General features: G+C 42.5%; 23 protein-coding genes and 1 tRNA gene. 14 read left to right on the top strand and 10 right to left on the bottom strand.

Going from position 1 to position 20,955, the window contains the following annotated elements; translation table 11 throughout:
- The first annotated feature begins 222 nt into the window (after positions 1 to 222).
- From purF to CDG77_RS04520, 3 genes are all read left to right on the top strand, one after another.
- Positions 223 to 1,722 (top strand): amidophosphoribosyltransferase, encoded by a 1,500-nt coding sequence (gene purF / locus CDG77_RS04530; protein ID WP_094328224.1) that lies wholly within the window; start codon positions 223 to 225, stop codon positions 1,720 to 1,722.
- Positions 1,723 to 1,845: 123 nt separating this feature from the next.
- Positions 1,846 to 2,412, top strand: a complete 567-nt coding sequence (locus CDG77_RS04525; protein WP_094328223.1) for a Uma2 family endonuclease — start codon at positions 1,846 to 1,848, stop codon at positions 2,410 to 2,412.
- A 122-nt stretch (positions 2,413 to 2,534) separates the two neighbouring features.
- Positions 2,535 to 3,023, top strand: coding sequence for a pentapeptide repeat-containing protein (locus CDG77_RS04520; protein WP_094328222.1), 489 nt, complete (start codon positions 2,535 to 2,537; stop codon positions 3,021 to 3,023).
- Between the two features lie 80 nt (positions 3,024 to 3,103).
- On the opposite strand, the gene CDG77_RS04515 is transcribed toward CDG77_RS04520, so the two are convergent.
- From CDG77_RS04515 to CDG77_RS04505, 3 genes are all read right to left on the bottom strand, one after another.
- Positions 3,104 to 3,385, bottom strand: coding sequence for a hypothetical protein (locus CDG77_RS04515; RefSeq protein WP_094328221.1), 282 nt, complete (start codon positions 3,383 to 3,385; stop codon positions 3,104 to 3,106).
- Between the two features lie 22 nt (positions 3,386 to 3,407).
- On the bottom strand, positions 3,408 to 4,454 hold the full coding sequence (locus tag CDG77_RS04510; protein ID WP_094328220.1) for an ABC transporter permease: 1,047 nt from the start codon (positions 4,452 to 4,454) through the stop codon (positions 3,408 to 3,410).
- Between the two features lie 73 nt (positions 4,455 to 4,527).
- The gene (locus CDG77_RS04505; RefSeq protein ID WP_094328219.1) at positions 4,528 to 5,046 is read right to left on the bottom strand and encodes an adenine phosphoribosyltransferase; all 519 of its coding nucleotides are present in this window, start codon (positions 5,044 to 5,046) and stop codon (positions 4,528 to 4,530) included.
- 422 nt (positions 5,047 to 5,468) lie between these two features.
- Between CDG77_RS04505 and CDG77_RS04500 the strand changes: the two genes are divergently transcribed.
- The 4 genes from CDG77_RS04500 to gmk all read left to right on the top strand — a co-directional run bounded on the left by CDG77_RS04500 (position 5,469) and on the right by gmk (position 9,200).
- Positions 5,469 to 6,095 carry a DUF3038 domain-containing protein gene (locus CDG77_RS04500; protein ID WP_094328218.1) on the top strand — a complete coding sequence of 209 codons (627 nt, stop codon included), beginning with the start codon at positions 5,469 to 5,471 and terminating at the stop codon, positions 6,093 to 6,095.
- The gene (locus tag CDG77_RS04495) at positions 6,092 to 7,525 is read left to right on the top strand and encodes a DUF4335 domain-containing protein (RefSeq protein ID WP_094328217.1); all 1,434 of its coding nucleotides are present in this window, start codon (positions 6,092 to 6,094) and stop codon (positions 7,523 to 7,525) included. Before CDG77_RS04500 ends, CDG77_RS04495 begins: the two co-directional genes overlap by 4 nt.
- A gap of 646 nt (positions 7,526 to 8,171) precedes the next feature.
- Entirely contained in the window at positions 8,172 to 8,438 is a 267-nt protein-coding gene (gene remA / locus CDG77_RS04490) for an extracellular matrix/biofilm regulator RemA (RefSeq protein ID WP_012410221.1), read from the top strand.
- A 165-nt stretch (positions 8,439 to 8,603) separates the two neighbouring features.
- Positions 8,604 to 9,200 carry a guanylate kinase gene (gmk, locus tag CDG77_RS04485; protein ID WP_094328216.1) on the top strand — a complete coding sequence of 199 codons (597 nt, stop codon included), beginning with the start codon at positions 8,604 to 8,606 and terminating at the stop codon, positions 9,198 to 9,200.
- Positions 9,201 to 9,282: 82 nt separating this feature from the next.
- Here the strand turns inward: gmk and CDG77_RS04480 are convergent, their stop codons facing one another.
- The 3 genes from CDG77_RS04480 to CDG77_RS04470 form a co-directional block, all read right to left on the bottom strand.
- The gene (locus CDG77_RS04480; RefSeq protein WP_094328215.1) at positions 9,283 to 9,804 is read right to left on the bottom strand and encodes a photosystem I reaction center protein subunit XI; all 522 of its coding nucleotides are present in this window, start codon (positions 9,802 to 9,804) and stop codon (positions 9,283 to 9,285) included.
- A 273-nt stretch (positions 9,805 to 10,077) separates the two neighbouring features.
- A complete protein-coding gene (psaJ, locus tag CDG77_RS04475) occupies positions 10,078 to 10,227 on the bottom strand; it encodes a photosystem I reaction center subunit IX (protein WP_094328214.1) in 150 nt (49 codons plus the stop codon).
- Between the two features lie 40 nt (positions 10,228 to 10,267).
- Entirely contained in the window at positions 10,268 to 10,762 is a 495-nt protein-coding gene (locus tag CDG77_RS04470) for a Photosystem I reaction center subunit III (protein ID WP_094328213.1), read from the bottom strand.
- A 266-nt stretch (positions 10,763 to 11,028) separates the two neighbouring features.
- Here CDG77_RS04470 and tsaD point away from each other — a divergent pair, with 266 nt between their 5' ends.
- Complete coding sequence (gene tsaD / locus CDG77_RS04465; RefSeq protein WP_094328212.1) at positions 11,029 to 12,078, top strand: tRNA (adenosine(37)-N6)-threonylcarbamoyltransferase complex transferase subunit TsaD; 1,050 nt, start codon at positions 11,029 to 11,031, stop codon at positions 12,076 to 12,078.
- A gap of 120 nt (positions 12,079 to 12,198) precedes the next feature.
- On the opposite strand, the gene CDG77_RS04460 is transcribed toward tsaD, so the two are convergent.
- The gene (locus tag CDG77_RS04460; RefSeq protein WP_094328211.1) at positions 12,199 to 13,113 is read right to left on the bottom strand and encodes an alpha/beta fold hydrolase; all 915 of its coding nucleotides are present in this window, start codon (positions 13,111 to 13,113) and stop codon (positions 12,199 to 12,201) included.
- Positions 13,114 to 13,221: 108 nt separating this feature from the next.
- A complete protein-coding gene (locus CDG77_RS04455; RefSeq protein WP_012410214.1) occupies positions 13,222 to 13,941 on the bottom strand; it encodes a hypothetical protein in 720 nt (239 codons plus the stop codon).
- A 518-nt stretch (positions 13,942 to 14,459) separates the two neighbouring features.
- Here CDG77_RS04455 and CDG77_RS04450 point away from each other — a divergent pair.
- From CDG77_RS04450 to CDG77_RS04420, 6 genes are all read left to right on the top strand, one after another.
- On the top strand, positions 14,460 to 15,008 hold the full coding sequence (locus tag CDG77_RS04450; protein ID WP_094328210.1) for a GNAT family N-acetyltransferase: 549 nt from the start codon (positions 14,460 to 14,462) through the stop codon (positions 15,006 to 15,008).
- Between the two features lie 310 nt (positions 15,009 to 15,318).
- A tRNA-Pro gene (locus CDG77_RS04445) sits at positions 15,319 to 15,392 on the top strand.
- A 770-nt stretch (positions 15,393 to 16,162) separates the two neighbouring features.
- Entirely contained in the window at positions 16,163 to 16,957 is a 795-nt protein-coding gene (locus CDG77_RS04440; protein WP_190233906.1) for a Tic22 family protein, read from the top strand.
- A 25-nt stretch (positions 16,958 to 16,982) separates the two neighbouring features.
- Complete coding sequence (gene prmC / locus CDG77_RS04435; protein WP_094328208.1) at positions 16,983 to 17,873, top strand: peptide chain release factor N(5)-glutamine methyltransferase; 891 nt, start codon at positions 16,983 to 16,985, stop codon at positions 17,871 to 17,873.
- Between the two features lie 489 nt (positions 17,874 to 18,362).
- The gene (locus CDG77_RS04425) at positions 18,363 to 18,968 is read left to right on the top strand and encodes an L-threonylcarbamoyladenylate synthase (RefSeq protein ID WP_094328206.1); all 606 of its coding nucleotides are present in this window, start codon (positions 18,363 to 18,365) and stop codon (positions 18,966 to 18,968) included.
- A 98-nt stretch (positions 18,969 to 19,066) separates the two neighbouring features.
- Positions 19,067 to 20,008, top strand: a complete 942-nt coding sequence (locus tag CDG77_RS04420) for an ATP-binding protein (RefSeq protein ID WP_094328205.1) — start codon at positions 19,067 to 19,069, stop codon at positions 20,006 to 20,008.
- Here the strand turns inward: CDG77_RS04420 and CDG77_RS04415 are convergent.
- Together CDG77_RS04415 and CDG77_RS04410 are read right to left on the bottom strand one after the other, a co-directional pair.
- A complete protein-coding gene (locus CDG77_RS04415) occupies positions 19,971 to 20,441 on the bottom strand; it encodes a GNAT family N-acetyltransferase (RefSeq protein ID WP_094328204.1) in 471 nt (156 codons plus the stop codon). The genes CDG77_RS04420 and CDG77_RS04415 overlap by 38 nt on opposite strands.
- Before the next feature lie 96 nt (positions 20,442 to 20,537).
- Complete coding sequence (locus tag CDG77_RS04410; protein ID WP_094328263.1) at positions 20,538 to 20,951, bottom strand: hypothetical protein; 414 nt, start codon at positions 20,949 to 20,951, stop codon at positions 20,538 to 20,540.
- Between the last annotated feature and the right edge of the window lie 4 nt (positions 20,952 to 20,955).

Here is a 20,955-nt window from a genome sequence, read left to right as displayed (position 1 = left end):
ATCGACATTATCCCAGTGACTAAATAATTATTAATTCGTAATTCGTAATTGAAGCATACAAGCCCCTTGATTAGTCAATGGAAACACTAAAGCTTGTAGCATCATGATTTCAAGCCCCGTAAGGGTTTAGCAATACTAAATCCCTACAATCATGTGCTAATCATTACGAATTATCAATTACGAATTATTTTGACTTGACCCCCCACCAGGAGCAAAGCTAGCATGACCTCTATTCATTCTGTCACTTCGGATGAATACCCCGACCCTACCAACAACCCAATTAATAGTCATGAAAATCAGCCTGACAAGCCAGAAGAAGCTTGTGGTGTTTTTGGCATCTACGCACCAGGAGAAAATGTTGCTAAACTGACCTACTTTGGATTGTACGCCCTCCAGCATCGGGGTCAAGAATCAGCTGGGATTGCCACTTTTGAGGGAACACAAGTCCATCTCCACAAAGATATGGGCTTAGTGTCTCAAGTCTTCAATGAATCCGTTTTGGATCAATTACCTGGTAGCCTTGCTGTTGGCCACACTCGTTATTCCACCACAGGTTCTAGCCGCAAAGTTAATGCCCAACCCGCAGTTCTGGAAACTCGCTTAGGTTCTTTAGCTCTTGCACACAATGGTAATTTAGTCAATACAGTGCAACTGCGTCAAGAGTTGCTTGAGAAAAAATACAACTTAGTTACCACAACAGACTCAGAAATGATTGCTTTTGCGATCGCAGAAGCCGTCAACGCTGGTGCAGATTGGCTAGAAGGTTCAATTCAGGCATTTCACCGTTGCCAAGGAGCCTTTAGTTTAGTTATTGGCACTCCTAACGGAGTTATGGGTGTCCGTGACACCAATGGTATTCGTCCCCTGGTAATTGGGACTTTAGCGGGTAATCCAGTTCGTTACGTTTTGGCATCCGAAACTTGTGGTTTAGACATCATTGGAGCCGAATACCTGCGAGATGTAGAACCAGGCGAATTAGTTTGGATTACTGAAGAAGGTTTGGCTTCCTATCATTGGAGTCAACAGCCCCAAAGGAAATTGTGTATTTTTGAGATGATTTACTTTGCCCGTCCTGATAGCATCATGCACAACGAAAGTTTGTACAGCTATCGGATGCGGTTAGGACACCAACTAGCTAAAGAATCTTGTGTCGATGCCGATATAGTCTTTGGTGTTCCTGATTCTGGTATCCCTGCTGCGATCGGATTTTCCCAAGCTTCTGGTGTAGCTTACGCCGAAGGACTGATTAAAAATCGCTATGTTGGACGAACCTTTATTCAGCCAACCCAAACCATGCGCGAGTCAGGTATCCGCATGAAACTTAACCCGCTTAAAGATGTACTGGCGGGCAAACGAGTAATTATTGTAGATGACTCCATTGTTCGCGGTACTACCAGCCGGAAACTAGTTAAAACCTTGCGTGAAGCGGGTGCAGTGGAAGTACACATGCGAATTTCCTCTCCGCCAGTAACTCATCCTTGCTTCTACGGCATCGACACCGATTCTCAGGATCAGTTGATTGCTGCTACCAAGACAGTAGCGGAAATCGCCAAGCAACTGGAAGTGGACAGTCTCGCCTATCTGAGTTGGGAAGGAATGCTAGAAGCGACACGAGAAGACACCAATAGTTTCTGCTCTGCTTGCTTTACTGGAGATTATCCCGTAGCGATTCCTGAGCCAGTGAAGCGTTCTAAGTTGAGTTTAGAAAAGGTAGTGGTGTAGACGCTGGGAGCATTAGGGAGATGAGGGAGTTAGGAGGAGAAAGGCGTGAATAATTCCTAACTCCTAACTAATGCCCCATTTTCACTCAGGCTAAAATAAGTAAATCCTTAATAAAGATAGTTTATGAACCAGCCGATATCTGAAAGAGTACGCTGGACTACCGCCGATTTAGAGTTGTTTCCAGATAACGGGAATCGCTATGAAATTATTGACGGAGAATTGTTTGTGACCAGAGCGCCTCACTGGAATCATCAAAAAACTTGTGTCAGAATTAGTACTTCCTTGGATACTTGGTCACAGACTACTGGTTTGGGAGAAGTTGTGACTGCTCCAGGCATAATTTTTGGGGATAATGATAATGTAATTCCTGATGTTGTCTGGGCTAGCAATGAGAGGTTGCCCTTGATTTTAGACGAGGCGGGGCATTTGACTGGTGCGCCAGAACTGGTAATAGAAGTACTGTCTGCTGGTATTGAGAACGAAAAGCGGGACAGGGAATTTAAACTAAAGCTTTACTCAGCAAGAGGTGTTAGGGAATATTGGATTGTGGATTGGCGCAACCAACAGGTGGAAGTTTATCGGCGTGAAAAAGCAACTTTAAAATTAGTTGCTACGTTGTTCAATAGTGATGAGTTAAATTCACCCATATTGCCTGATTTTACTTGCGCGATCGCACAATTATTTACCTAACAAATTAGCACGCGATCGCTTTTCAGTAGGATCTTCCGATTTTCCTTCTCAGAGAAAACATGACTCTGACGAAAAGGACGCTATCTTTAGAATGTATTAATTAATGAATGCGGAATTGAGGTATGGATGCCGAGGAATTGCTCAGGCGTTATGCTAATGGAGATAGAGATTTTACTAGAGTTGATTTGAGTAACGCTAACTTGAGTAGAACCGACTTGCGGGGTATTAATCTGAGTAGAGCTTACTTGGATGGTGCAAACCTAATGGATGCCAACCTCTCTGGGGCTTGTTTGGTAGGTACTCACTTCGAGGCTACTGAAATGATTAATACTGATCTCAGACAGGCTAATCTCAGTAATAGTCATCTGAGTGCCGATCTGAGTGGGGCTAATCTCAGTGGTGCTGACCTAAATAGGGCTGACCTGTATAGCGCCTCTCTGGAGAACGCTCTGTTGATTGGGGCTGATCTATCCTACGCCAAATTGGAAGCTGCCATTTTTGATGGGGCTAACCTCAGCTACGCTAACTTGACGGGTAGTACTGATGGTCATGTCAATGATGCTATTCTTGATCGCACCATCATGTGGGATGGAAGTATTGGAAATAATTAATGCGATCGCTCCCCTCGCCAATTGAGAAACGAAACCCAACATTTATCACCGATATCCAATTAACAAATAGAAAGTACAGCTTAATTGTGCTGCAAAAACTCAACTTTGGGCAATAACGGGTCAGTCACAATACCCACACCGCTAAAGCCCCAACGTTTGAGCAAGTTTCCCAACTGTGTACGCGCAATAGATTCCACAGTAAAGCGATTTGCCAATTCTGCCGCATGGGTATTGAGGTAGCTAAGGGCATCAAAGTTTTCCTGAAACAGCAATAAATAACCTGATGTTTCGGTGTCAGGACGAGCTACGAGATAATTACCGTCAGTTTTTGAACGCACCAAATAATAGACTTCGGACAGCATGGAGATGAAGTTTAACCAATGACTAATTGAGATTTTCTAGGCGAATGCGAGGATCGGCGGCTTTTAACATTAAATCGGCAATTAAATTACCAGCAATCAGCAAGACTGCGCCCATTACCAAGCTTGCCATTAACAAATATAAATCTTGAGCCTGTAAAGCCTGTAAAGTCAACCTGCCTAAACCGGGCCAGTTGAAGAAAAATTCGGCAATGAAAGCACCGTTTAATAAACCAGCTAATTCAAAACCCAATAAGGTAATCAAGGGATTTACAGCGTTACGGAGAGCATGAACGTAGATAACGCGGTTTTCTGGCAGACCTTTGGCACGAGCCGTTTGGATATAATCTTGACGCAGAACATCCAATAATTCGCCGCGAGTGATGCGTTGTAAACCAGCAAAACTAGTAATTGAGAGGGCGATCGTAGGTAAAATCATGTGCCAGCCGACATCTAAAATTTTGCCAAACCACGTTAATTCTGAGTGATTGATGCTAGTCATGCTACCCACAGGGAATAAGGGTGAGGTGATTTGGGCTAAAACCAGCAGTGCTAAAGCGGTAATGAAACTGGGAAAGCCTTGTCCGGCGTAGCTAATCACCTGTAAAAGCCGGTCTGAAAGCTTATTTTGGTTAACAGCAGCAAAAATCCCTAGAGGGATGGCGATCGCCCATGTGACAATTAAAGATGCGATCGCTAATAGCAAAGTCGCTGGTACGCGTTCCCACAAAAGTGATGCCACTGAACGTTGATAAATAAAACTCGTGCCAAAATCCCCTTTTGTCAAGATTCGCCATATCCATAGCCAAAACTGCTCTGGCCAAGACTTATCCAGACCAAACTGCCGCTTAATTTCCTCAATTCTTTCTGGAGATATTTTCGGGTTTTGCCGCAGCGTATCTACATAATCCCCTGGAGCGAGTTGAATAATGAAAAACGACAACGCTGATGCCAAAAACAAAGTCAGTAGTGCCTGCAATACCCGCTTTGCCACATAAATAAAAGTTTCGCTCGTGACTAGCCTGATTAGCCAATCCCGACCTGTCTCCAAGGAAATTCTCGTAGATGTCATTTGTCCTTTGTCCTTTGTTATTTGTTATTTGTCCTTTGCTAATGACCAACGACTAATGACCAATGACAAATAACTAATATTCAATTAGAGAGATAATCGGCACGTCCGGCAGATATTTACGCCCTTCTAAATCCCGTAGCTCGATAATAAACCCAAATCCTACTAATTCGCAGCCAATCTTCTGTACTAACTTTGCTGTTGCACTCGCAGTTCCACCAGTGGCAATCAAATCGTCCACAATCAAAACTCGGCTACCTTGGTGTAAAGCATCTTGATGAATTTCTAGGCAGTCAGTACCATATTCTAGATCGTATTCAATTGAGTGAACTGCTGCTGGTAACTTACCTCTTTTGCGGACGGGAATAAAACCAGCCCCTAATTGATAAGCCAGAGGTGAGCCAAAAATAAATCCCCTTGACTCTATACCAATTACATAATCTGGCTTTATTTCAGCTTCATTGCATTTTTGTGTTAAAAAGTCAACAGTATACCGCAATCCCTCTGGATCGCGCAGTAATGTAGTAATATCCCGAAATAAAATTCCGGGTTTGGGAAAATCTGGGATGTCACGAACGAGAGACTTTAAATCCATAAGAAGGGCGATGGGGAAAGGGGAATGGGGATTAGAAAAAGTTAGGAGTGGAGAGTGAGGAGTTATGAATTTAAATTCCTAGCTATCCCAGTCCCCAGTCCCTAATCCCCAATTTTCAGATACCTGAAAAATCGTACACTATAATGTCATACGCTGGGGTCGGGGCTGAAGCTTCACCCTTTATTGACGATAATTAGAATCTAAACCAAGCTAGAAAGGGTATTGCACTAAGAAATGAGGTGAATTTATTTATGTTTTTAAAAGTTTGATTTCAATATAGGGAAAACTGTGAGTAGAAAGAGTTGAGTAATGTATATATCAGGTAGTCATGCTACTACTACAAGTCTAACGTTCAAGTCTTGGCTATCGATCTTAAATTTGTTTTATCTAGTCTGTTGGAACCGCACAAGGTATTTTATATAATGAATGTCTCAGCAAGTTTAACGCCGTTCAACAGTCCAACTCAAGATTCACTGCCGACGATTCTGGACACTTTGCCAGATCCTGCGATCGCTTCCAAAACGTGTCCTCGGAGAACGCGGTTGCAAATTGACCTGATTTTATTGGCAATTGAAGCTTTAGAGCTTGGTGGTTCGGAAGCAATCTTGAGTTTTGCTCAAGAGTTGGATCTAAAAGGAATTGTTAAAGACAGAGTAAATTTATGGCGGATGCGTAGCTCTAACCCGCTACGGAGAGCGCACATGCGCCGTCCCTTAACTATCATGGAAGCAAAAGCTCTAGTAGTCATTGCTTGCTACATAGCGCGGCGTTTAACTGTTGTCATCCGCCAGTTATTAATGATATGTCAACAAATGGAAGAAAAGCAGATTCCATTAGAACAGAATTTGCGTCTATCTAATTACCTAGAGCGGTTTAGAGCGCATTTTAAGAGCCGGATGAATGCTCGGCGCTCAGGTGTACTAGCATTGACTTCTGATGAAAAATTAGATGAGCTTGCTATAAATTTGTTAGGACAATTACTATTTTGTACTGGTACAGCTGGAATGCAGAGGTTTTGGATTAGTCTTTTTGACGGTGAAGTGGAATGAATATTCAACGTAAGTACAGCCTACCTAATTGTACACTACTTTTAGAAGGGTTAAGTGATGTCACTAGGGCTGCACACTTCCAGGAAATGCGCCCAGAATTATCAATATTGGTAAATGCAGAATGCTATTTATCTGGTTATAATCAGCCTCTAACGGGAGGGCGAGAATTTTTTGAAAGTTTAGTGAGGGCTGTTAGTGGCTATGCCCAAGAATTTTTAAGTAGTGTACCCAATCCCCAAGCACACAATCAGGAATCGGAGCTAGTAGAGTTTCGGAAAGTTGACGGCAATCGACACAGGCTAATTATCCATTCCGAAGGCGCTCCAGAGGGGTTCGAGTCTCACTCTAATAATTCCAAACGTCCACCTATTGAAATAGATTTGAATACAGTACAGTTGTTTGATTTAGTGGAAGCAGTGGATCAGTTTTTTGCTGATAGCCAAACTTTACCTGAACTTTCCCTAGAACTACAACCAGTTACCAGACGCTATGGCGGTGCTAGTCAAGCTTTGATTAGACAGGCTGTTCCTGCTGCTGTGGGTGTGTCAAGTTTAGCAGTAGCAGCGATCGCCTTTAACTTGATTCCACCTCCCCAAATACGTCCACCACAACCCCAACCAGAAAAGCAAAGTAGCCCTACAACAAACAATATCACTCCCCCAGCATCAGAGGCCGCAACGCCTATCGCGGTTGCAACACCCACACCAACGTCCACGGCTAATACAAAGCCGGCAGTTCAAGATTTAGAAGCACTTTTAAATACAGTTCCAGAAATTACCGATCCATCCCAACTGCGGGCATTGAATCGTCAAGTGTACAACCAAATTCATCCAGCTTGGACTAATCGTTCAGGATTGAAGGAGGAATTAATTTATCGTCTAGGTGTAGCTGCGGATGGTGCGATCGTTGGTTATAAAGCGGTAAATAAAGAGGCGAATCTGGGAGTGAGTCAAACTCCTCTGCCTAATGTACTTTATAATCCAGCTAGCCGCCCTCCCATTTCCAAGGAACCTATTGCCCAATTCCGAGTAGTATTTACTACAAGAGGTGTGCTAGAAGTGAGTCCTTGGCGGGGATATGCTAGAACACCAGAGGTAGTGGGTGCAAAAATTACTGACTCTAATATAGTCAAAAGTTTAAACCAAAAACTTTATAATACAGTTCGCCAAACTTGGAGTGGTACTCACACCTTTACACGAGATTTGAAATATCGAGTGGCAGTCAATAAAGATGGTGTAATTGCCGATTATGAACCACTTAACCAAGTCGCCTTTGACTATTTCCGAGAAACACCCCTTCCGAAGATGTTTAACGATGTCTACGGCTCCAATGTAGCACCTCCTAATGATAAAGAACCTCTCGCCCACTTCCAAGTGATATTTAAACCTAACAGTACGCTGGAAGTTACCCCTTGGAAGGGATATCAGTAATGGGGAATGGGGAAAGAATTAAGTTCCTACTCCCTATTCCATCTGGATTTTAGATAACCATTAAGCTTGGGTAACAGTTCATCAAGAATTGGCTTAAATCTGCTGATATGTCCGTTTGTCAAAAATTGCACTTTATTTAATCCGCATTCCTAAGCGTGGGCTTCAACTATAAGACTCAGAATTCATTCCAAGGTGGGATGGAAGCACAGTGCGAGATTTAAAATATCTGGCTGCGGCAATACTTGTCTGTACACCGTAGCCTTTTAGGGGAGAGCAGAGTCTATTGTATACAAACGAAAAGCGATAAAAGTAGCTTTTCCAAGAGGGGGAAAGCTACTTTTATTACTTTTTTTCTTTTCCTAACTTCTGGAAAAAGTCGATTTTGCTCTCCATCAATTTCTGAGTCAAATACTTATTGCAAACAAAATAAATGTACATCATCCAACTAGCTGGTATCAGTGAAATTGCGTCTATGTCTTTGGGAAGATTTTCCCGAAATTTAGCTGTTTATCAGCTAAAAAAAGCAGGCATTATTTAAAAACGAAGGCTGGCTTGAATTTAAGCGTTGTAACTCCCGTTCTTTGGCGATAACATAGAAATAAGTTTATTTCAAACTTCTCAAACCGCCTTTGGCGTGAGTTTTTTTATGGAGATCCAATTAATCAACATCGGCTTTGGTAACATTGTGTCTGCTAACCGAGTAGTTGCCATTGTCAGTCCAGAGTCTGCCCCAATTAAGCGGATTATTACTGATGCACGGGACAGAGGTCAACTGATTGATGCAACTTACGGTCGTCGGACTAGGGCCGTAATTATCACCGATTCCAGCCACGTAATTCTGTCGGCGATTCAGCCAGAAACGGTAGCGAATCGCTTTGTAATTTCCCGCGATCATCAAACTGTAGATAATTAGCAGTGGATTATTCCTACTCTTCTTTGCACCGGATCGGCAGTACTATGTGAATTAGATAAGTTTTCTGTCGCCCTTGCTACAAACTTTTTAGTGTACTAGCGGACTTGGCCGGGAACACAAGACTAATGAATAATATGTATTGATGATTCACAGGTTGAGGGGATAATGCCAGTTTTACCCATCCAGAGTAGTGTTACCACCGAAGAATGCTTATATTTAGGTAGGTTGATTGTTTTAACTGGCCCCAGTGGGGTTGGTAAAGGTACTTTAATGCGATCGCTCCTACAACGTCACCCAGAACTTTATTTTTCAGTATCTGCAACAACTCGTTCTCCCCGTCCAGGGGAAATAGATGGCAAAAATTATTACTTTGTCAGCCGTAGTAAGTTTGAACAATTAGTGGCTGAAGGTGAATTTTTAGAATGGGCAGAATTTGCTGGTAACTATTACGGCACTCCCCGCGAAGCTGTACTTAACCAAATTCATTCTGGTAAGTTGGTAGTGCTAGAAATTGAATTAGAAGGTGCAAGACAAGTTCGTACTTCCTTCCCCAGTGCCCTAAGCATTTTTATTTTACCGCCTTCTTTTGATGAATTGGAGAAACGAATACGTTCTCGTGCCCAAGACTCTGAAGAAGCTATCGCACGTCGTCTACTCCGCGCCCAAGAAGAGATTCAAGCAGCAGATGAATTTGATATTCAAATCGTTAACGACGATTTTGAAACTGCTTTAAATGACATTGAAACGGTTTTGTTTAAATAAGCTAAGAGTTAATTAGGAGTTAAAAGTTAGAAGTTATGAAATTTAACTCCTAACTTCTAACTCCTAACTCTTAATTTCTCAATTAACCAAATAAACCTTGAATTAGTCCAAGGTTACTAGTCAAAAAGTAAGCAACTACTGCACCACCAATACCACCAATTAAGAAAGAACTGGCAAAGTTGTTCCAGCTTTCTTTAGAGTTAAAAGCATCTACCGGGGGATTGGGTACGGTAACGCTAGAAAGTGCTTTGTCGGGATTGCTATTGGAATACAAGGATAGACAAGCGGTGAGCAAAACCACCAAGCCGATAGCTCCTAGTAAACCAGCCAAGTTAGCGTTAGCTGTATCCCGCAGCGGGCCCAATTTGGCGAAGGGGCCAAATAGCAAGTAACCATGAGCCTGTCCAACTTCTAAACCGCGTCTAGCAGGAGACAAACCTGGGCGATAGGCAGGTAAGTTATTAATGAACCACTTGACCAAGGGAGAAGAATTAATTGGGGTTTCTAGGTTGCCCAATTGCGGATCGCGAAATGCAGGGAAAACAACTTCCCTATTTCTGGGATCGCTGGGGAGATTCTTTGATGCATCTACAGCTTGTGCCATATTTTATGTTCGCCTCTAAATTTAAAATGGTGGCATTTTTATATTAATAATAATTGTAGCTAAAGATGTCTTTTGGCTAAGAAGTTTAGAAAAATTAATTTAGCTAGTTTTAAAAGCGTGAAACTCGCGAACTGTAAACAGGATCGCGAGTTTCAAAAAACTCTTTGTGCTGCCTATTTTGGTGATAATTCTGGCTAACTAAGCTGAATACATCTACTACATAATTCTAGGCAAAACACAAGAAATTCAACTGTGCTAAATTCCATTTTCCACTTATGGTAGTGGGTGGAAAAGTAAGTCGGGGAAAAAGCGGTTGAATTCAATCAAGATACCTGCTGTGATTGTCAGCCAGATGGTAGCTGCCACAGGTGCTGTGGAAATAAATTTGATCAAATAAGCTGATTGATCGCCTTTGGCTGCCATGAATTTAGTCTCCAAAACGAAGTGAATTAATTAAGCTGATTTAGCGTGGAGAAATAGGGATTTCTGAGTCTTTAGCTGCTAATTTGCCAGAGAGTAATTCTTGAACAGCAGCAGCTGGCCAAGCAAAACCTGTAGCGATGATTGGTAGTGCCAAACCAAGATCGATTTGGATTTCTTTGAGTTCAGTGTCAGATTCCTTTTTGATCGCTTGTAGATAGGCACGACCTACCCAGCCAATCCAGCCAGCAATATATAAAAACAGAATGCTGGGGATCAAAAAGTCACCAGCCCGATCTAGACGACCATCAACAATCAAGTGGGGGTAGCCTTCAGGACCGCACAGCGCCTGAGAATAACGCTCAAACCGCTTTTTCCCAGATTCGGGGTCGGCAGTTGTATTACGGGCATTAGCTGCTAGCTCTTGAAAAGCGGGATTGTCCTTGCACGGTGTCAAATTAGCCCCTAAAGCTTGTGCTGGGGAGGCGAAATTGAACCAAAGACAAATCGCTAACATCAAAGCAAACAATCGTCGCATAGAGTTGTTTCCTTTTATTACAAAACAAGAAGTTCTTTGTACAAAACGAAGCGGCTTGTACAGTTGTTTATTTGCATAACTAGGAAGTCATCATACTCTTGGGTGGGAACCGAGTAAAGTTTAAGTAAATAAAAGTTAAAGCTTCTCAACCAAAATGGAGTAGCAAGTCTTGAGTGCTGAGTATAAGAATTGGTGTTGTAGGGTAGTAAAGAAGCAAGATTTTCTCTTTATTACTCAGGACTCCAGACTCAGTACTGATTACCTCAATGACAACCGTTTTAGCAATAGAAACCAGTTGTGACGAAACTGCCGTCGCAATTGTTAAGAATCGTAAAGTTTGCAGCAGTATTGTAGCGTCGCAAATTCCAGTTCATCAACAGTATGGCGGGGTAGTGCCGGAAGTCGCGTCTCGCCAGCACTTGGAAACGATAAATGTTGCGATCGCACAAGCCCTAGAGCAAGCCCAGCTAGACTGGGGAAAAATTGACGCAATCGCCGCCACTTGTGCCCCTGGACTTGTAGGAGCGCTGTTAGTCGGGTTAACTGCTGCTAAAACCCTAGCGATGGTACACAACAAGCCATTTTTGGGAGTTCATCACCTGGAAGGTCACATTTATGCAACTTACTTGAGCGAATCAAGTTTAAATCCCCCCTTCTTGAGTTTATTAGTTTCTGGCGGACATACAAGCTTGATTTTTGTCAAAGATTGTGGTAGTTACGAAACACTAGGACAAACCCGTGATGATGCGGCAGGTGAAGCCTTTGATAAAGTGGCGCGATTATTAAAGCTGGGTTATCCGGGTGGGCCAGTAATTGACAAGTTGGCACAGCAGGGAAATCCCCAAGCCTTTGCCTTACCAGAAGGAAAAGTTTCTTTACCGGGCGGCGGGTTTCATCGTTATGATGCGAGTTTTAGTGGGTTAAAAACGGCTGTATTGCGTTTAGTGCAGCAATTAGAAAAAGATGGTAGACAAGTGCCAGTAGCAGATGTAGCAGCTAGCTTTCAAGAAACCGTAGCGCGATCGCTAACCAAAAGAGCGATCGCCTGTGCTTTAGACTATGGTCTAGATACAATTGCTATTGGTGGCGGTGTAGCAGCTAATAGCGGATTAAGAAAAAATCTCCAAGCCGCAGCCGTTCAACATAACCTCCGCGTCCTATTCCCACCTCTAAAATTCTGTACCGATAACGCCGCCATGATCGGCTGTGCCGCCGCAGATCATCTATCCCGTGGTCATACATCACCCCTCACACTAGGCGTTGAGTCCAGGTTAGCACTGACCCAAGTGATGAAGTTGTATCACTCTTTTGAGTAGTCATTAGTCATTTGTCATTTGTCCTTTGTAATTTGTGAATAACCANATGACTAATGACTAATGACTAATGACTAATGACTAATGACTAATGACTAATGACTAATGACTAATGACTAATGACTATTGACTAATGACTATTGACCGAATTCGAGCGGCTACTTCATCCGGCTGTTCCAACATCGCTAGATGTCCGCAATGAGGAATTTCCAGAACATTGTCACCACAGTATTGAAACAGCCTGTGAAAGCTAGCTAAATGGCGCACATACTTGGGTTCCATAACCTTATCTTCCGCACCAGCCAAAAAATAAACTGGCTGCTTCAGTTGAGATACTAGCTCAGGTAAACGATTGATTTCTTCCTCAGTTGTGGAATCTAACAGAGTTCCTAACGCTGCTTCCGGGTCAGCCAGAACGAAATCAATTAACCTCTGACGTGCCCAATGACGGTCTAAAGGACGAAGTACACTGGCTCTAGTAAACAGCAAATCAATCAAAGGCACTTGGGATAGCCAACGCGGGCGGACTTGCAAGAATTTCTGACCCGCCGAGCGAAACTGCTCAAAGGCTTCTTTGAGGTAAATACCACCGCCAGCGTTGATACAGATAACTCCCTTAACACATTCAGGCATTCGATCTGCTCCCCAAAGAGCGATCGTACCTCCCAATGAGTGACCAATTAGCCAAGCACTGGTAATATTCAGTTGTTTTAGGAGAATGGCTAAATCCTGAGCATAGGCAACAGGAGTATAAAGAGAATTGATTGGCGAGCCAAGCCCACTACTAAAAATAGGCATCAGACTCAGAGAAGTTTGGGCCCCACTAAAATCGGTTTTTACCTGGGACTGGGATTCACCAAAACCCCGCAAATCATAAGAAAGGCACTGCAAATCATCTGACAGGCGGGAAATCACAGGTTGCCAATATCCACGGCTATTAAGCCAACCGTGAATAAATACTAAAGCATGGGGGCAGGAAGAAGTGGGAGCCGTTAGCTCGTATGCGTGTGGAACGCCCAAGATTTCGATAGTTGCCATATTTCTATCGTAACCCGAAGGGCGAGTGCGACTAAATACGGAATAGAAAGAGAGTTAGGAGTGAGGAGTTAGGAATTGTTAATTTTTAACTGATAACTCCTCACTTTCTCATTTCCCCAGCAACCTCTGTCGCACACCTTCGGCAATTTTGTGACCGAGATATTCAGGAATAAGGCTTTCATTTGGCCCCAACAAGTAGAGAATTAGCCGTGTACGCCCGCGCCAAACCAATAAATTGGCATTGACTACCAGCAGGTCTTCTTGCCAGATGGCATACATCACTTTGTAGAATAATCCTGGTTGATTATCGGCTTCAATTACTAGGGCAGGGAGATGAAAGACCGGATCGACATAGAACTCAGTTTGTACCTGCTCTAAGCCAGTATCAAGATTAAATTCTACTGCCAGCATCTCTTCTACCTCAAACCGACCTCCTAAAGCCTCGCGAATGGCGCGACAGACATTTTCTGCGGTTTTCTCGGTTAAGGCTTTACTACCACGAGATACCAATAATTTGATAAAAACTAACATCGGCGGACGGATCTGACCGTATAGACTCAGACCGTGAATAGTCAACCCATAAGCTGCTAGTACACCAAAAATATCGCTGAGGAGAAAAGATTGGTTGCGGTAAGCAAAATGCAAAGCACTTTTACTACCTTCCGGTTTCAGTTCAATAACAGCGCGTCTAGTTTTATAGAGACGGTAGGCTAACCGTAAATTTTGCAGTTGAATCTCACTGCTGACAAATTGCTCATAAAACTGGGGAAACGCTCGATTAAAGCGCTTTAGGAGTTCCAGTGTTGAAGATTTTAAACCAGAAGCCATTGTTAAGGGTAAGACTCGCTTGCTTTCGTCACCTGGGTGTTGGGTGTTGGGACTGGGGATTAGGGACTGGGGAAGAATTTTCCCAAATACTCAATTTCTTGTATACAATTCACTCCTAAGCTAACGTGCATTTAAGCTCTATACGAGCAATTGCCAGGATTTGGTTTTTCCATATTAAATTTTTAATTTGAAGGAGAGGCTTCTGACAATCATAACTTCGGTGTCCAATTGCATTAGCAAGTAAGCAGGGCGAACTGAACAGGATGCGATCTGGAATTTTGAATTAGTTTATATCCTTACCCTTTTGGTGAATTTCTCCTAGCCTTTACAACAAAATGCTAAAGTTGAAAATGATTGGTGTGAAACACGCTCTAACTAGCTGTTACCATTGGAAATCCCGAAAACAACCGAAAAACTTTGAGTGTAAGGGATAGTAAATGGAGATAGCTATGTTAAACATGAATCAACACTCCTGAGAGTGGAAACCGATTTAGTTATACTACCCGAACCACGGTGGCATGGGTTTTTGGAAAACTTGGTTTAGTACTCCTGAATCTGTAGCGACAACTAGGACAAACCCCTTTGAAGAACGTGTTGATGCTGCGGGCAACTCCAACCCCACCAGCATTAGCGAAGCTTCTTCAAAGGAAACTCGCATCGTCTTCAGTACGGAGCGAGATATTGACCTGTATGAGCTAGAAGAACTCTGTGATGCAGTTGGTTGGTCGCGTCGTCCTCTAAGAAAAGTGAAAAAAGCTATTGAGCATAGTTTTCTTGTCGCCTCAATGTGGCAGGTGAGAGGAAACCAAAAGCGGCTCATTGGTTTTGCCCGCGCTACCTCAGATCACGCGTTTAATGCCACTATTTGGGATGTGGTGGTTCACCCAGACTTCCAAAGTCAAGGACTGGGTAAGGCACTAATGAAATACGTTCTGAAAAAACTTAGAAGTGAAGAAATTAGTAATGTCACTCTCTTCGCCGACCCCCATGTTGTAGATTTCTACCGGACTATGGGGTTTCTGGCTGATCCAGAAGGCATTAAAGGCATGTTCTGGTATCCTCACTAGCACTCGATCAAAATAAAACCCGATTTGCATAAGGAAATCAGGTCAAATGGTGAAAATCAATCTATTATTTTGATGTGGTTTTGCTTTTTTTCTGCCGACGAAGGCGCAAGTGTATATATATCTTGTAAAACTAAGTCGGCAAAAAACCTTTGTCAGTGTAAAAATGTAATTTATCTTGATTCTTGGCAAAACAGAAAAAAGATTAGGGATAAGCCGTATGATGTGATATTATAGATTTGATGCTTTTGGTGAAGCGAGATTCGCTTTAATGGAAAATTAAAACCAAAGTCCAAAAGTAGATGAGTGGAAACGGGATGTAGCGCAGCTTGGTAGCGCGCCTGCTTTGGGAGCAGGATGCCGCAGGTTCAAATCCTGTCATCCCGATTTAGATAATATATTTAATAGCTAAGGCGAACTCGATAGGCTTTTCTTCCTAAAGTGTGTGATTTATTTATATGTCATCCCGATTTAGATAATATATTTAATAGCTAAGGCGAACTCGATAGGCTTTTCTTCCTAAAGTGTGTGATTTATTTATATGTCATCCCGATTTAGATAATATATTTAATAGCTAAGGCGAACTCGATAGGCTTTTCTTCCTAAAGTGTGTGATTTATTTATAGATTTTTACGGTTAAGAACAAATCGCCTTTTAGAGTATTGGTCTGGCTGTTGAACCGTTACACACGCATTTCGCCCTCAAGTAGTAAGATATTCGTGATACTGAGCTTTCTATCAGATTTGAGAAGATATTAAGGCAAGGGCAGATGGAACGATTGATTTAGTAATAGCGTCACCCGATATTAGAGAAAGCCGATAAAATGGCATTTATCATATCCAAGGTCGGAGAGACTGAAAAGCTTTTCACTGTCGGACAAGACATATAATAGGCATCTACGGCATTTCGTGGTAAATAGCAAAGCGAAATCCATAAAAACCAACTTTTGCACAGTCTATTTGTGAAAACCATACTACAGCAACCCTAAATAGTTGTAGAATATTGGATTCTGACCGTTGACCCTTAACACTCAACCTCAACGCTCACAATGAATTTTTTACAACTGAAATAGATTGCTATATAACTAAAGCTAGTTGGTGCTGTGCAAATCCAACCATTTGTTTAATTTAATTGGGTTATTGATGCGAGGAGCAGTCATGAAATCATTTATTCGCTTAGGCGCAACATTGGGTATAGCTGGGAGTGTATTTTTAACGGGACTTTCAGGAATAGGCAATCTACCAGTAATAGGCAATCTAGAGGCGGTAGCATTGCCACAAGATCAGATAGTGAAAAAGCTCCAAGAAGTACCTGTATTCACCCTTACCAATCCTAAAGGCGAATTCGTAGTTCTTTCGAGAAAAAACGAATCCAAAACGATCTCGCAAGTGGGATTTTTTATTAGCAAGCAAGACGCTCAAAAATTCCTTGACAGTCGGCTCAAAAAAGAAAACCCCCAGTTGGCAAGCACGCTACAGGTCAGACCTTTGTCCTTGGCAGACTACTATAAAATAGTCCAAGAAAGCAAAAAGAAATCAGACTCTGTAATTTATACTTTAGTCCCGACGCAAGCACAGGTAGCTTCAGCAACAAGTATGCTGAATCAAAATGGTAAAAAAGGGCAGCAATTCAATGGTATTCCGTTATTTGTACCTAAATTTAAGAAAGATAATAGCTATTTGACCATTCCCCTTGCAAAAGGCAACGAGCGGTTCATCCCATTCTTTTTTGAAAAAGAGCAAGCAGTGGCTCTGTTAGACCAATTCAAAAAAGCCGTGCCAAAGGAAGCAGACAACACTGAAATTCAGGTAGTGGATTTATATGGTGTTATGGAGGCTCTCAATAGCAGCACCGACCCTAGTATAAATAAAATTGTTCTGTATCCATCGCGGGAGTCCATCAGTTTTATTCGATCGCTTGCGCCGAATCAGTCACCTGCGCCGAAAAAATAACGGATATGCTCTCCAAGGTTGAAGTATGGGGGAGAAACATCTGATAGTTTCTGGTTTACAACTTTGGCAGTGGCGAAATGCAGCTATCCAAGCAGCGATCGCCACTGATGTCTCACCAACGGAAGTAGATTGGCTGCTTTTAGAAGTTGCTGGGTTAGATCGCTTGTCACTGCGTTTGGAATCTTTTAAAGACTGGCCGCAAATTCAGCTGCAATTGCCTCTAGAAGAGTTAGATCGGCTATGGCAGAGACGATTGAGCGATCGCTTACCAGTGCAGTACATTGCCGGAGTAACACCTTGGCGTAACTTTCAAATCGCGGTGTCAAGCGCAGTTTTGATTCCCAGACCAGAGACAGAGTGCTTAATTGATTTAGCTTTAGCAGCTGCTAACGGTGTGTCAGGACATTGGGCGGATTTGGGTACTGGAAGTGGGGCGATCGCACTAGGATTAGCAGATGTCTTGCCAAAAGCAACGATTCATGCAGTCGATTACAGTTTAGAAGCTTTGGCGATCGCCCGAACCAACACTGCTAAATTGGGTTTTGCTGACCGGATTAAATTTTATCAAGGTTCTTGGTGGGAGCCACTGGCATTCTTAAAAGGTCAGTTTAGTGGTATGGTGTCGAATCCGCCTTACATACCCACCAGTACCTTACCTACCTTGCAACCAGAAGTAGTTAACCATGAACCACATCTAGCTTTGGATGGTGGTGGTGATGGCTTAGATTGCATCCGCCATTTGATAGAAATCTCTCCTAGTTATTTACAACCTGGTGGCGTGTGGCTGATTGAGATGATGGCAGGACAGGCGGATGCCGTCAGAAAATTTTTGCAAAATCAAGGTAGCTATCACAATATTCAAATTCACGCTGATTTAGCTGGAATTGAACGCTTTGCCCTAGCTTATAAAAGTTAGAGTTTTTCTTTCTCAATTTTGCTATCTTCATCTGTTTGAGCCATTCCAATATCACTGGAATATCATCAATAACAAAAGAACTTATCTTTACCATTTACCCCATATCCGCACCGGAATCAATTAACTGTTTTCTAGACTCCCTTGATTCCTAAACCGTAATGCCGTCGGGTTATAAAATACACCTATTCCTTTTCGCTCAAGGCATTAATTTATTTTGCTATCTTCAAATGAGCGAACATACAGTTATTGATATTATCTCCGCTATTACCCCTCTTCTGTCACTTTCCGGGAGGGCGATCGCTAGAAGCCTTATGAACCAATCAATACAAGCTATACTGTTAGCCAAAAATTGGTCTTGTATTTTTTATTGGAAAATAATCGCGCAATCTCTTGCTATACAAAAGCTCTAGAATTCAGAAATGGCAAAAGTTTTCCGAGAGTGACAGAAGAGGGGTATATTGAATTGTTCTCGCCGACTCACTTAGTAAGATGACGCAAGTTTCCCTCAAAGACCTAATAGTTGGCGCACGTGCTGGCTTTTTGGTGAGTTTTCCTACGGATACTGTTCCTGCACTTGCAGCGATACCAGAAAAAGCAGCATTAATTTTTGCGGCGAAACAACGCAGTCAAGACAAACCTTTGATTTTGATGGCTGCTAGTGCTGAAGATTTATGGCTGTATGTCAAAGGTAGTGAGAACGAGTATAAAATTTGGCAAGAAGTCGCTAATAAATATTGGCCAGGAGGGTTGACATTAGTATTGCCAGCGAGTCAACACTTACCAAAAGTTATGAACCCCATCGATCCAACAACAATTGGCATTCGAGTCCCAAACAGTGCGATCGCTCGAACTATTTTGGCACAAACTGGCCCCCTTGCCACCACTAGCGCCAATTTTTCTGGACAGCCGGCTTTGCAAAAGATCGCAGAAATAGAGGTTCAGTTTCCCCAAGTTTTGACTCTAGCAACAACAGAATACCAAGAAGAACCAGGGATGGGTATACCTTCCACCGTTGCGAAATGGACAGGGATAAATTGGCAGATTTTACGGCAAGGTGCGATAAAGTTAGATATTTCGAGTGATAACCAAATATAGGTAGTTATAATGTTGTTTTCCTGATTTTCACAACAGAGAAATCTGGAACTTTAGTTTGCGTTGTTGCGATCAATTAACAAGTTAATAATTGCCAAATTATGAATTGGAGTAACTGGATATATCTAGGAGCAGGACTAGCGCTAGGTATAAATTTTCATAGGTTATTTGCGCGATGGCCACGCCCGTCGCAGGCATCGCCAAAGGTTTCATCTAACTCATCTCCTGTAATGCCATTAGAGCAAGAGGATATACCAACAATATCGCAACAGCTACAGCAAACGCAGTTGGCATATCAAATGGCAAGGGAAATGAGCCAGTTTAAGGCTGGTTTTTTGGCGCGGACTACCCATGAATTGCGATCGCCTCTCAATGGTTTGATTGGCTTGCATCAGTTAATTTTGTCAGATTTGTGTGAAGATCCAGCTGAAGAACGAGAATTTATTGCTCAAGCTCACGAGCGAACCTTGAAGTTGCTCAAGTTGATGGATGAAATTCTCACTGTTGCTAGAACAGAACACGGGACTAATAAATTAGATATTCAGCCCAGACAGTTATCGCAAATTTTGGAAGAGGTTCATAACTTAACTTATATGCTGGCGGCCAATCGCAATTTCCCCTTGCAATTGTTACCCGCCGACCCAGATATTTATGTTTTGGCAGATTACCTCTGGCTCCGCCAAATATTGATCGGTTTAATAGACACTGCCATTACTCAAATGGAGGAAGGCAGCATCTGTATTTCCAGTAGCACCATATCTACAAATAATTTTGTAAATATTTGGCTGGATGTACCAACTCATGCTTTTCCCTGGAGCGAGCCGATTGATTTGATCGAATCCGATCGGCAGCATATCCAGATTGACCCAAAGAACGCTGTTCTTTCCCCAGGAATGAGGCTATTAATCAATCAAACTTTAGTGGAAGTCATGGGAGGAAAGTTAGAAATCCTGCCTTCGAGCATTGTGAAGGAACCACATCAGGAGATTACCAGACTACAAATTTCTATCCCCCTAATAATTCCTGAAACTGAACTTCTGTAGTAGTAAGAAAAGCGCGGTTAGTTAGGTTGTGTAGTACCATTGTAGTGCTAGAGTTGGTTTGAAAACCAATCTTTTCATAGAAACCCTGCTGGTGAGTAGTCATCAGGTAAATGCGCTCAACCCGCCTCATCTGGGGATGACTCAAAATGGTTTCTACTAACTTACTTCCCAACCCACCATGTTGATACTCTGGATGAATTACAACATCCCAAATTGTGGCGCGATATATGCCATCAGATGTTGCTCTAGCAAAACCAATGAGTCTAGCGCTATCCGACACAGAAATCACGGGTTCACTGTTGGTAATGGCTATACCTAAATCTTCAATACTGCGTCCCTTTGCCCAGAAAGCAGAAACGTTTAACAGTTCTTGGAGTTGGTAAAGGTCAATTTCAGACTTGCGATCGCTAAATTGAATCCGAGACTCATTCATGTATGGCATCCACTTTTGGCAGTATCTTTGTATATTTAAGTCATATTTTGCTAAAAATTGCTGTCCGTGTATATGTATATGCAACGAGAAAAAAAATTAATGACAAACCCACTTCCACAGAGGATGAGTTGGCCCCTGTTGACGTATCCGATAAACTTGTTTTTCTAAACGTTGTTTTTCCGGCTGTGGTAGTCCAAATAAGATATTCCGACTTTGCCAAACTAAAACAGAGGCAGTCATCCCAATACAAAAGGCTAAACCAAAGGTAGAGAGTGGATGATAGAAAAGTCCATATCGCACTGCTACCCAGGTAAAATATTGTTGCCACAGAGGAATTTCTGTACGTAGACCCCACAAGCTAACAGGTGCAATGGTAAGCCATAAACAAGCAACAAATAGCCATCTGCCATATATTGTCAGTTTGTGTAACCTCTGTACTTGCTGAATAAAGGATGCGTCAGAGTTCTCAAATTCTGGGTCAGTAATTAATGGTTCTTCAGGTTGATCCATAGAA

Source organism: Nostoc sp. 'Peltigera membranacea cyanobiont' 213, assembly GCF_002245975.1.
Classification (GTDB): Bacteria; Cyanobacteriota; Cyanobacteriia; order Cyanobacteriales; family Nostocaceae; genus Nostoc.
This window is presented reverse-complemented; position numbering and strand designations above follow the sequence as displayed.

Coding starts and splice junctions, on each gene's coding strand:
- CDG77_RS04410 (WP_094328263.1), bottom strand. CDS start 20,951: ATGGATCAACCTGAAGAACCATTAATTACTGACCCAGAATTTGAGAAC.
- gmk (WP_094328216.1), top strand. CDS start 8,604: ATGCCAGTTTTACCCATCCAGAGTAGTGTTACCACCGAAGAATGCTTA.
- CDG77_RS04470 (WP_094328213.1), bottom strand. CDS start 10,762: ATGCGACGATTGTTTGCTTTGATGTTAGCGATTTGTCTTTGGTTCAAT.
- CDG77_RS04425 (WP_094328206.1), top strand. CDS start 18,363: ATGACGCAAGTTTCCCTCAAAGACCTAATAGTTGGCGCACGTGCTGGC.
- prmC (WP_094328208.1), top strand. CDS start 16,983: ATGGGGGAGAAACATCTGATAGTTTCTGGTTTACAACTTTGGCAGTGG.
- CDG77_RS04520 (WP_094328222.1), top strand. CDS start 2,535: ATGGATGCCGAGGAATTGCTCAGGCGTTATGCTAATGGAGATAGAGAT.
- tsaD (WP_094328212.1), top strand. CDS start 11,029: ATGACAACCGTTTTAGCAATAGAAACCAGTTGTGACGAAACTGCCGTC.
- CDG77_RS04505 (WP_094328219.1), bottom strand. CDS start 5,046: ATGGATTTAAAGTCTCTCGTTCGTGACATCCCAGATTTTCCCAAACCC.
- CDG77_RS04420 (WP_094328205.1), top strand. CDS start 19,067: ATGAATTGGAGTAACTGGATATATCTAGGAGCAGGACTAGCGCTAGGT.
- CDG77_RS04510 (WP_094328220.1), bottom strand. CDS start 4,454: ATGACATCTACGAGAATTTCCTTGGAGACAGGTCGGGATTGGCTAATC.
- CDG77_RS04495 (WP_094328217.1), top strand. CDS start 6,092: ATGAATATTCAACGTAAGTACAGCCTACCTAATTGTACACTACTTTTA.
- CDG77_RS04440 (WP_190233906.1), top strand. CDS start 16,163: ATGAAATCATTTATTCGCTTAGGCGCAACATTGGGTATAGCTGGGAGT.
- CDG77_RS04525 (WP_094328223.1), top strand. CDS start 1,846: ATGAACCAGCCGATATCTGAAAGAGTACGCTGGACTACCGCCGATTTA.
- CDG77_RS04460 (WP_094328211.1), bottom strand. CDS start 13,113: ATGGCAACTATCGAAATCTTGGGCGTTCCACACGCATACGAGCTAACG.
- CDG77_RS04450 (WP_094328210.1), top strand. CDS start 14,460: ATGGGTTTTTGGAAAACTTGGTTTAGTACTCCTGAATCTGTAGCGACA.
- psaJ (WP_094328214.1), bottom strand. CDS start 10,227: ATGGCAGCCAAAGGCGATCAATCAGCTTATTTGATCAAATTTATTTCC.
- CDG77_RS04480 (WP_094328215.1), bottom strand. CDS start 9,804: ATGGCACAAGCTGTAGATGCATCAAAGAATCTCCCCAGCGATCCCAGA.
- purF (WP_094328224.1), top strand. CDS start 223: ATGACCTCTATTCATTCTGTCACTTCGGATGAATACCCCGACCCTACC.
- CDG77_RS04515 (WP_094328221.1), bottom strand. CDS start 3,385: ATGCTGTCCGAAGTCTATTATTTGGTGCGTTCAAAAACTGACGGTAAT.
- CDG77_RS04455 (WP_012410214.1), bottom strand. CDS start 13,941: ATGGCTTCTGGTTTAAAATCTTCAACACTGGAACTCCTAAAGCGCTTT.
- CDG77_RS04500 (WP_094328218.1), top strand. CDS start 5,469: ATGAATGTCTCAGCAAGTTTAACGCCGTTCAACAGTCCAACTCAAGAT.
- remA (WP_012410221.1), top strand. CDS start 8,172: ATGGAGATCCAATTAATCAACATCGGCTTTGGTAACATTGTGTCTGCT.
- CDG77_RS04415 (WP_094328204.1), bottom strand. CDS start 20,441: ATGAATGAGTCTCGGATTCAATTTAGCGATCGCAAGTCTGAAATTGAC.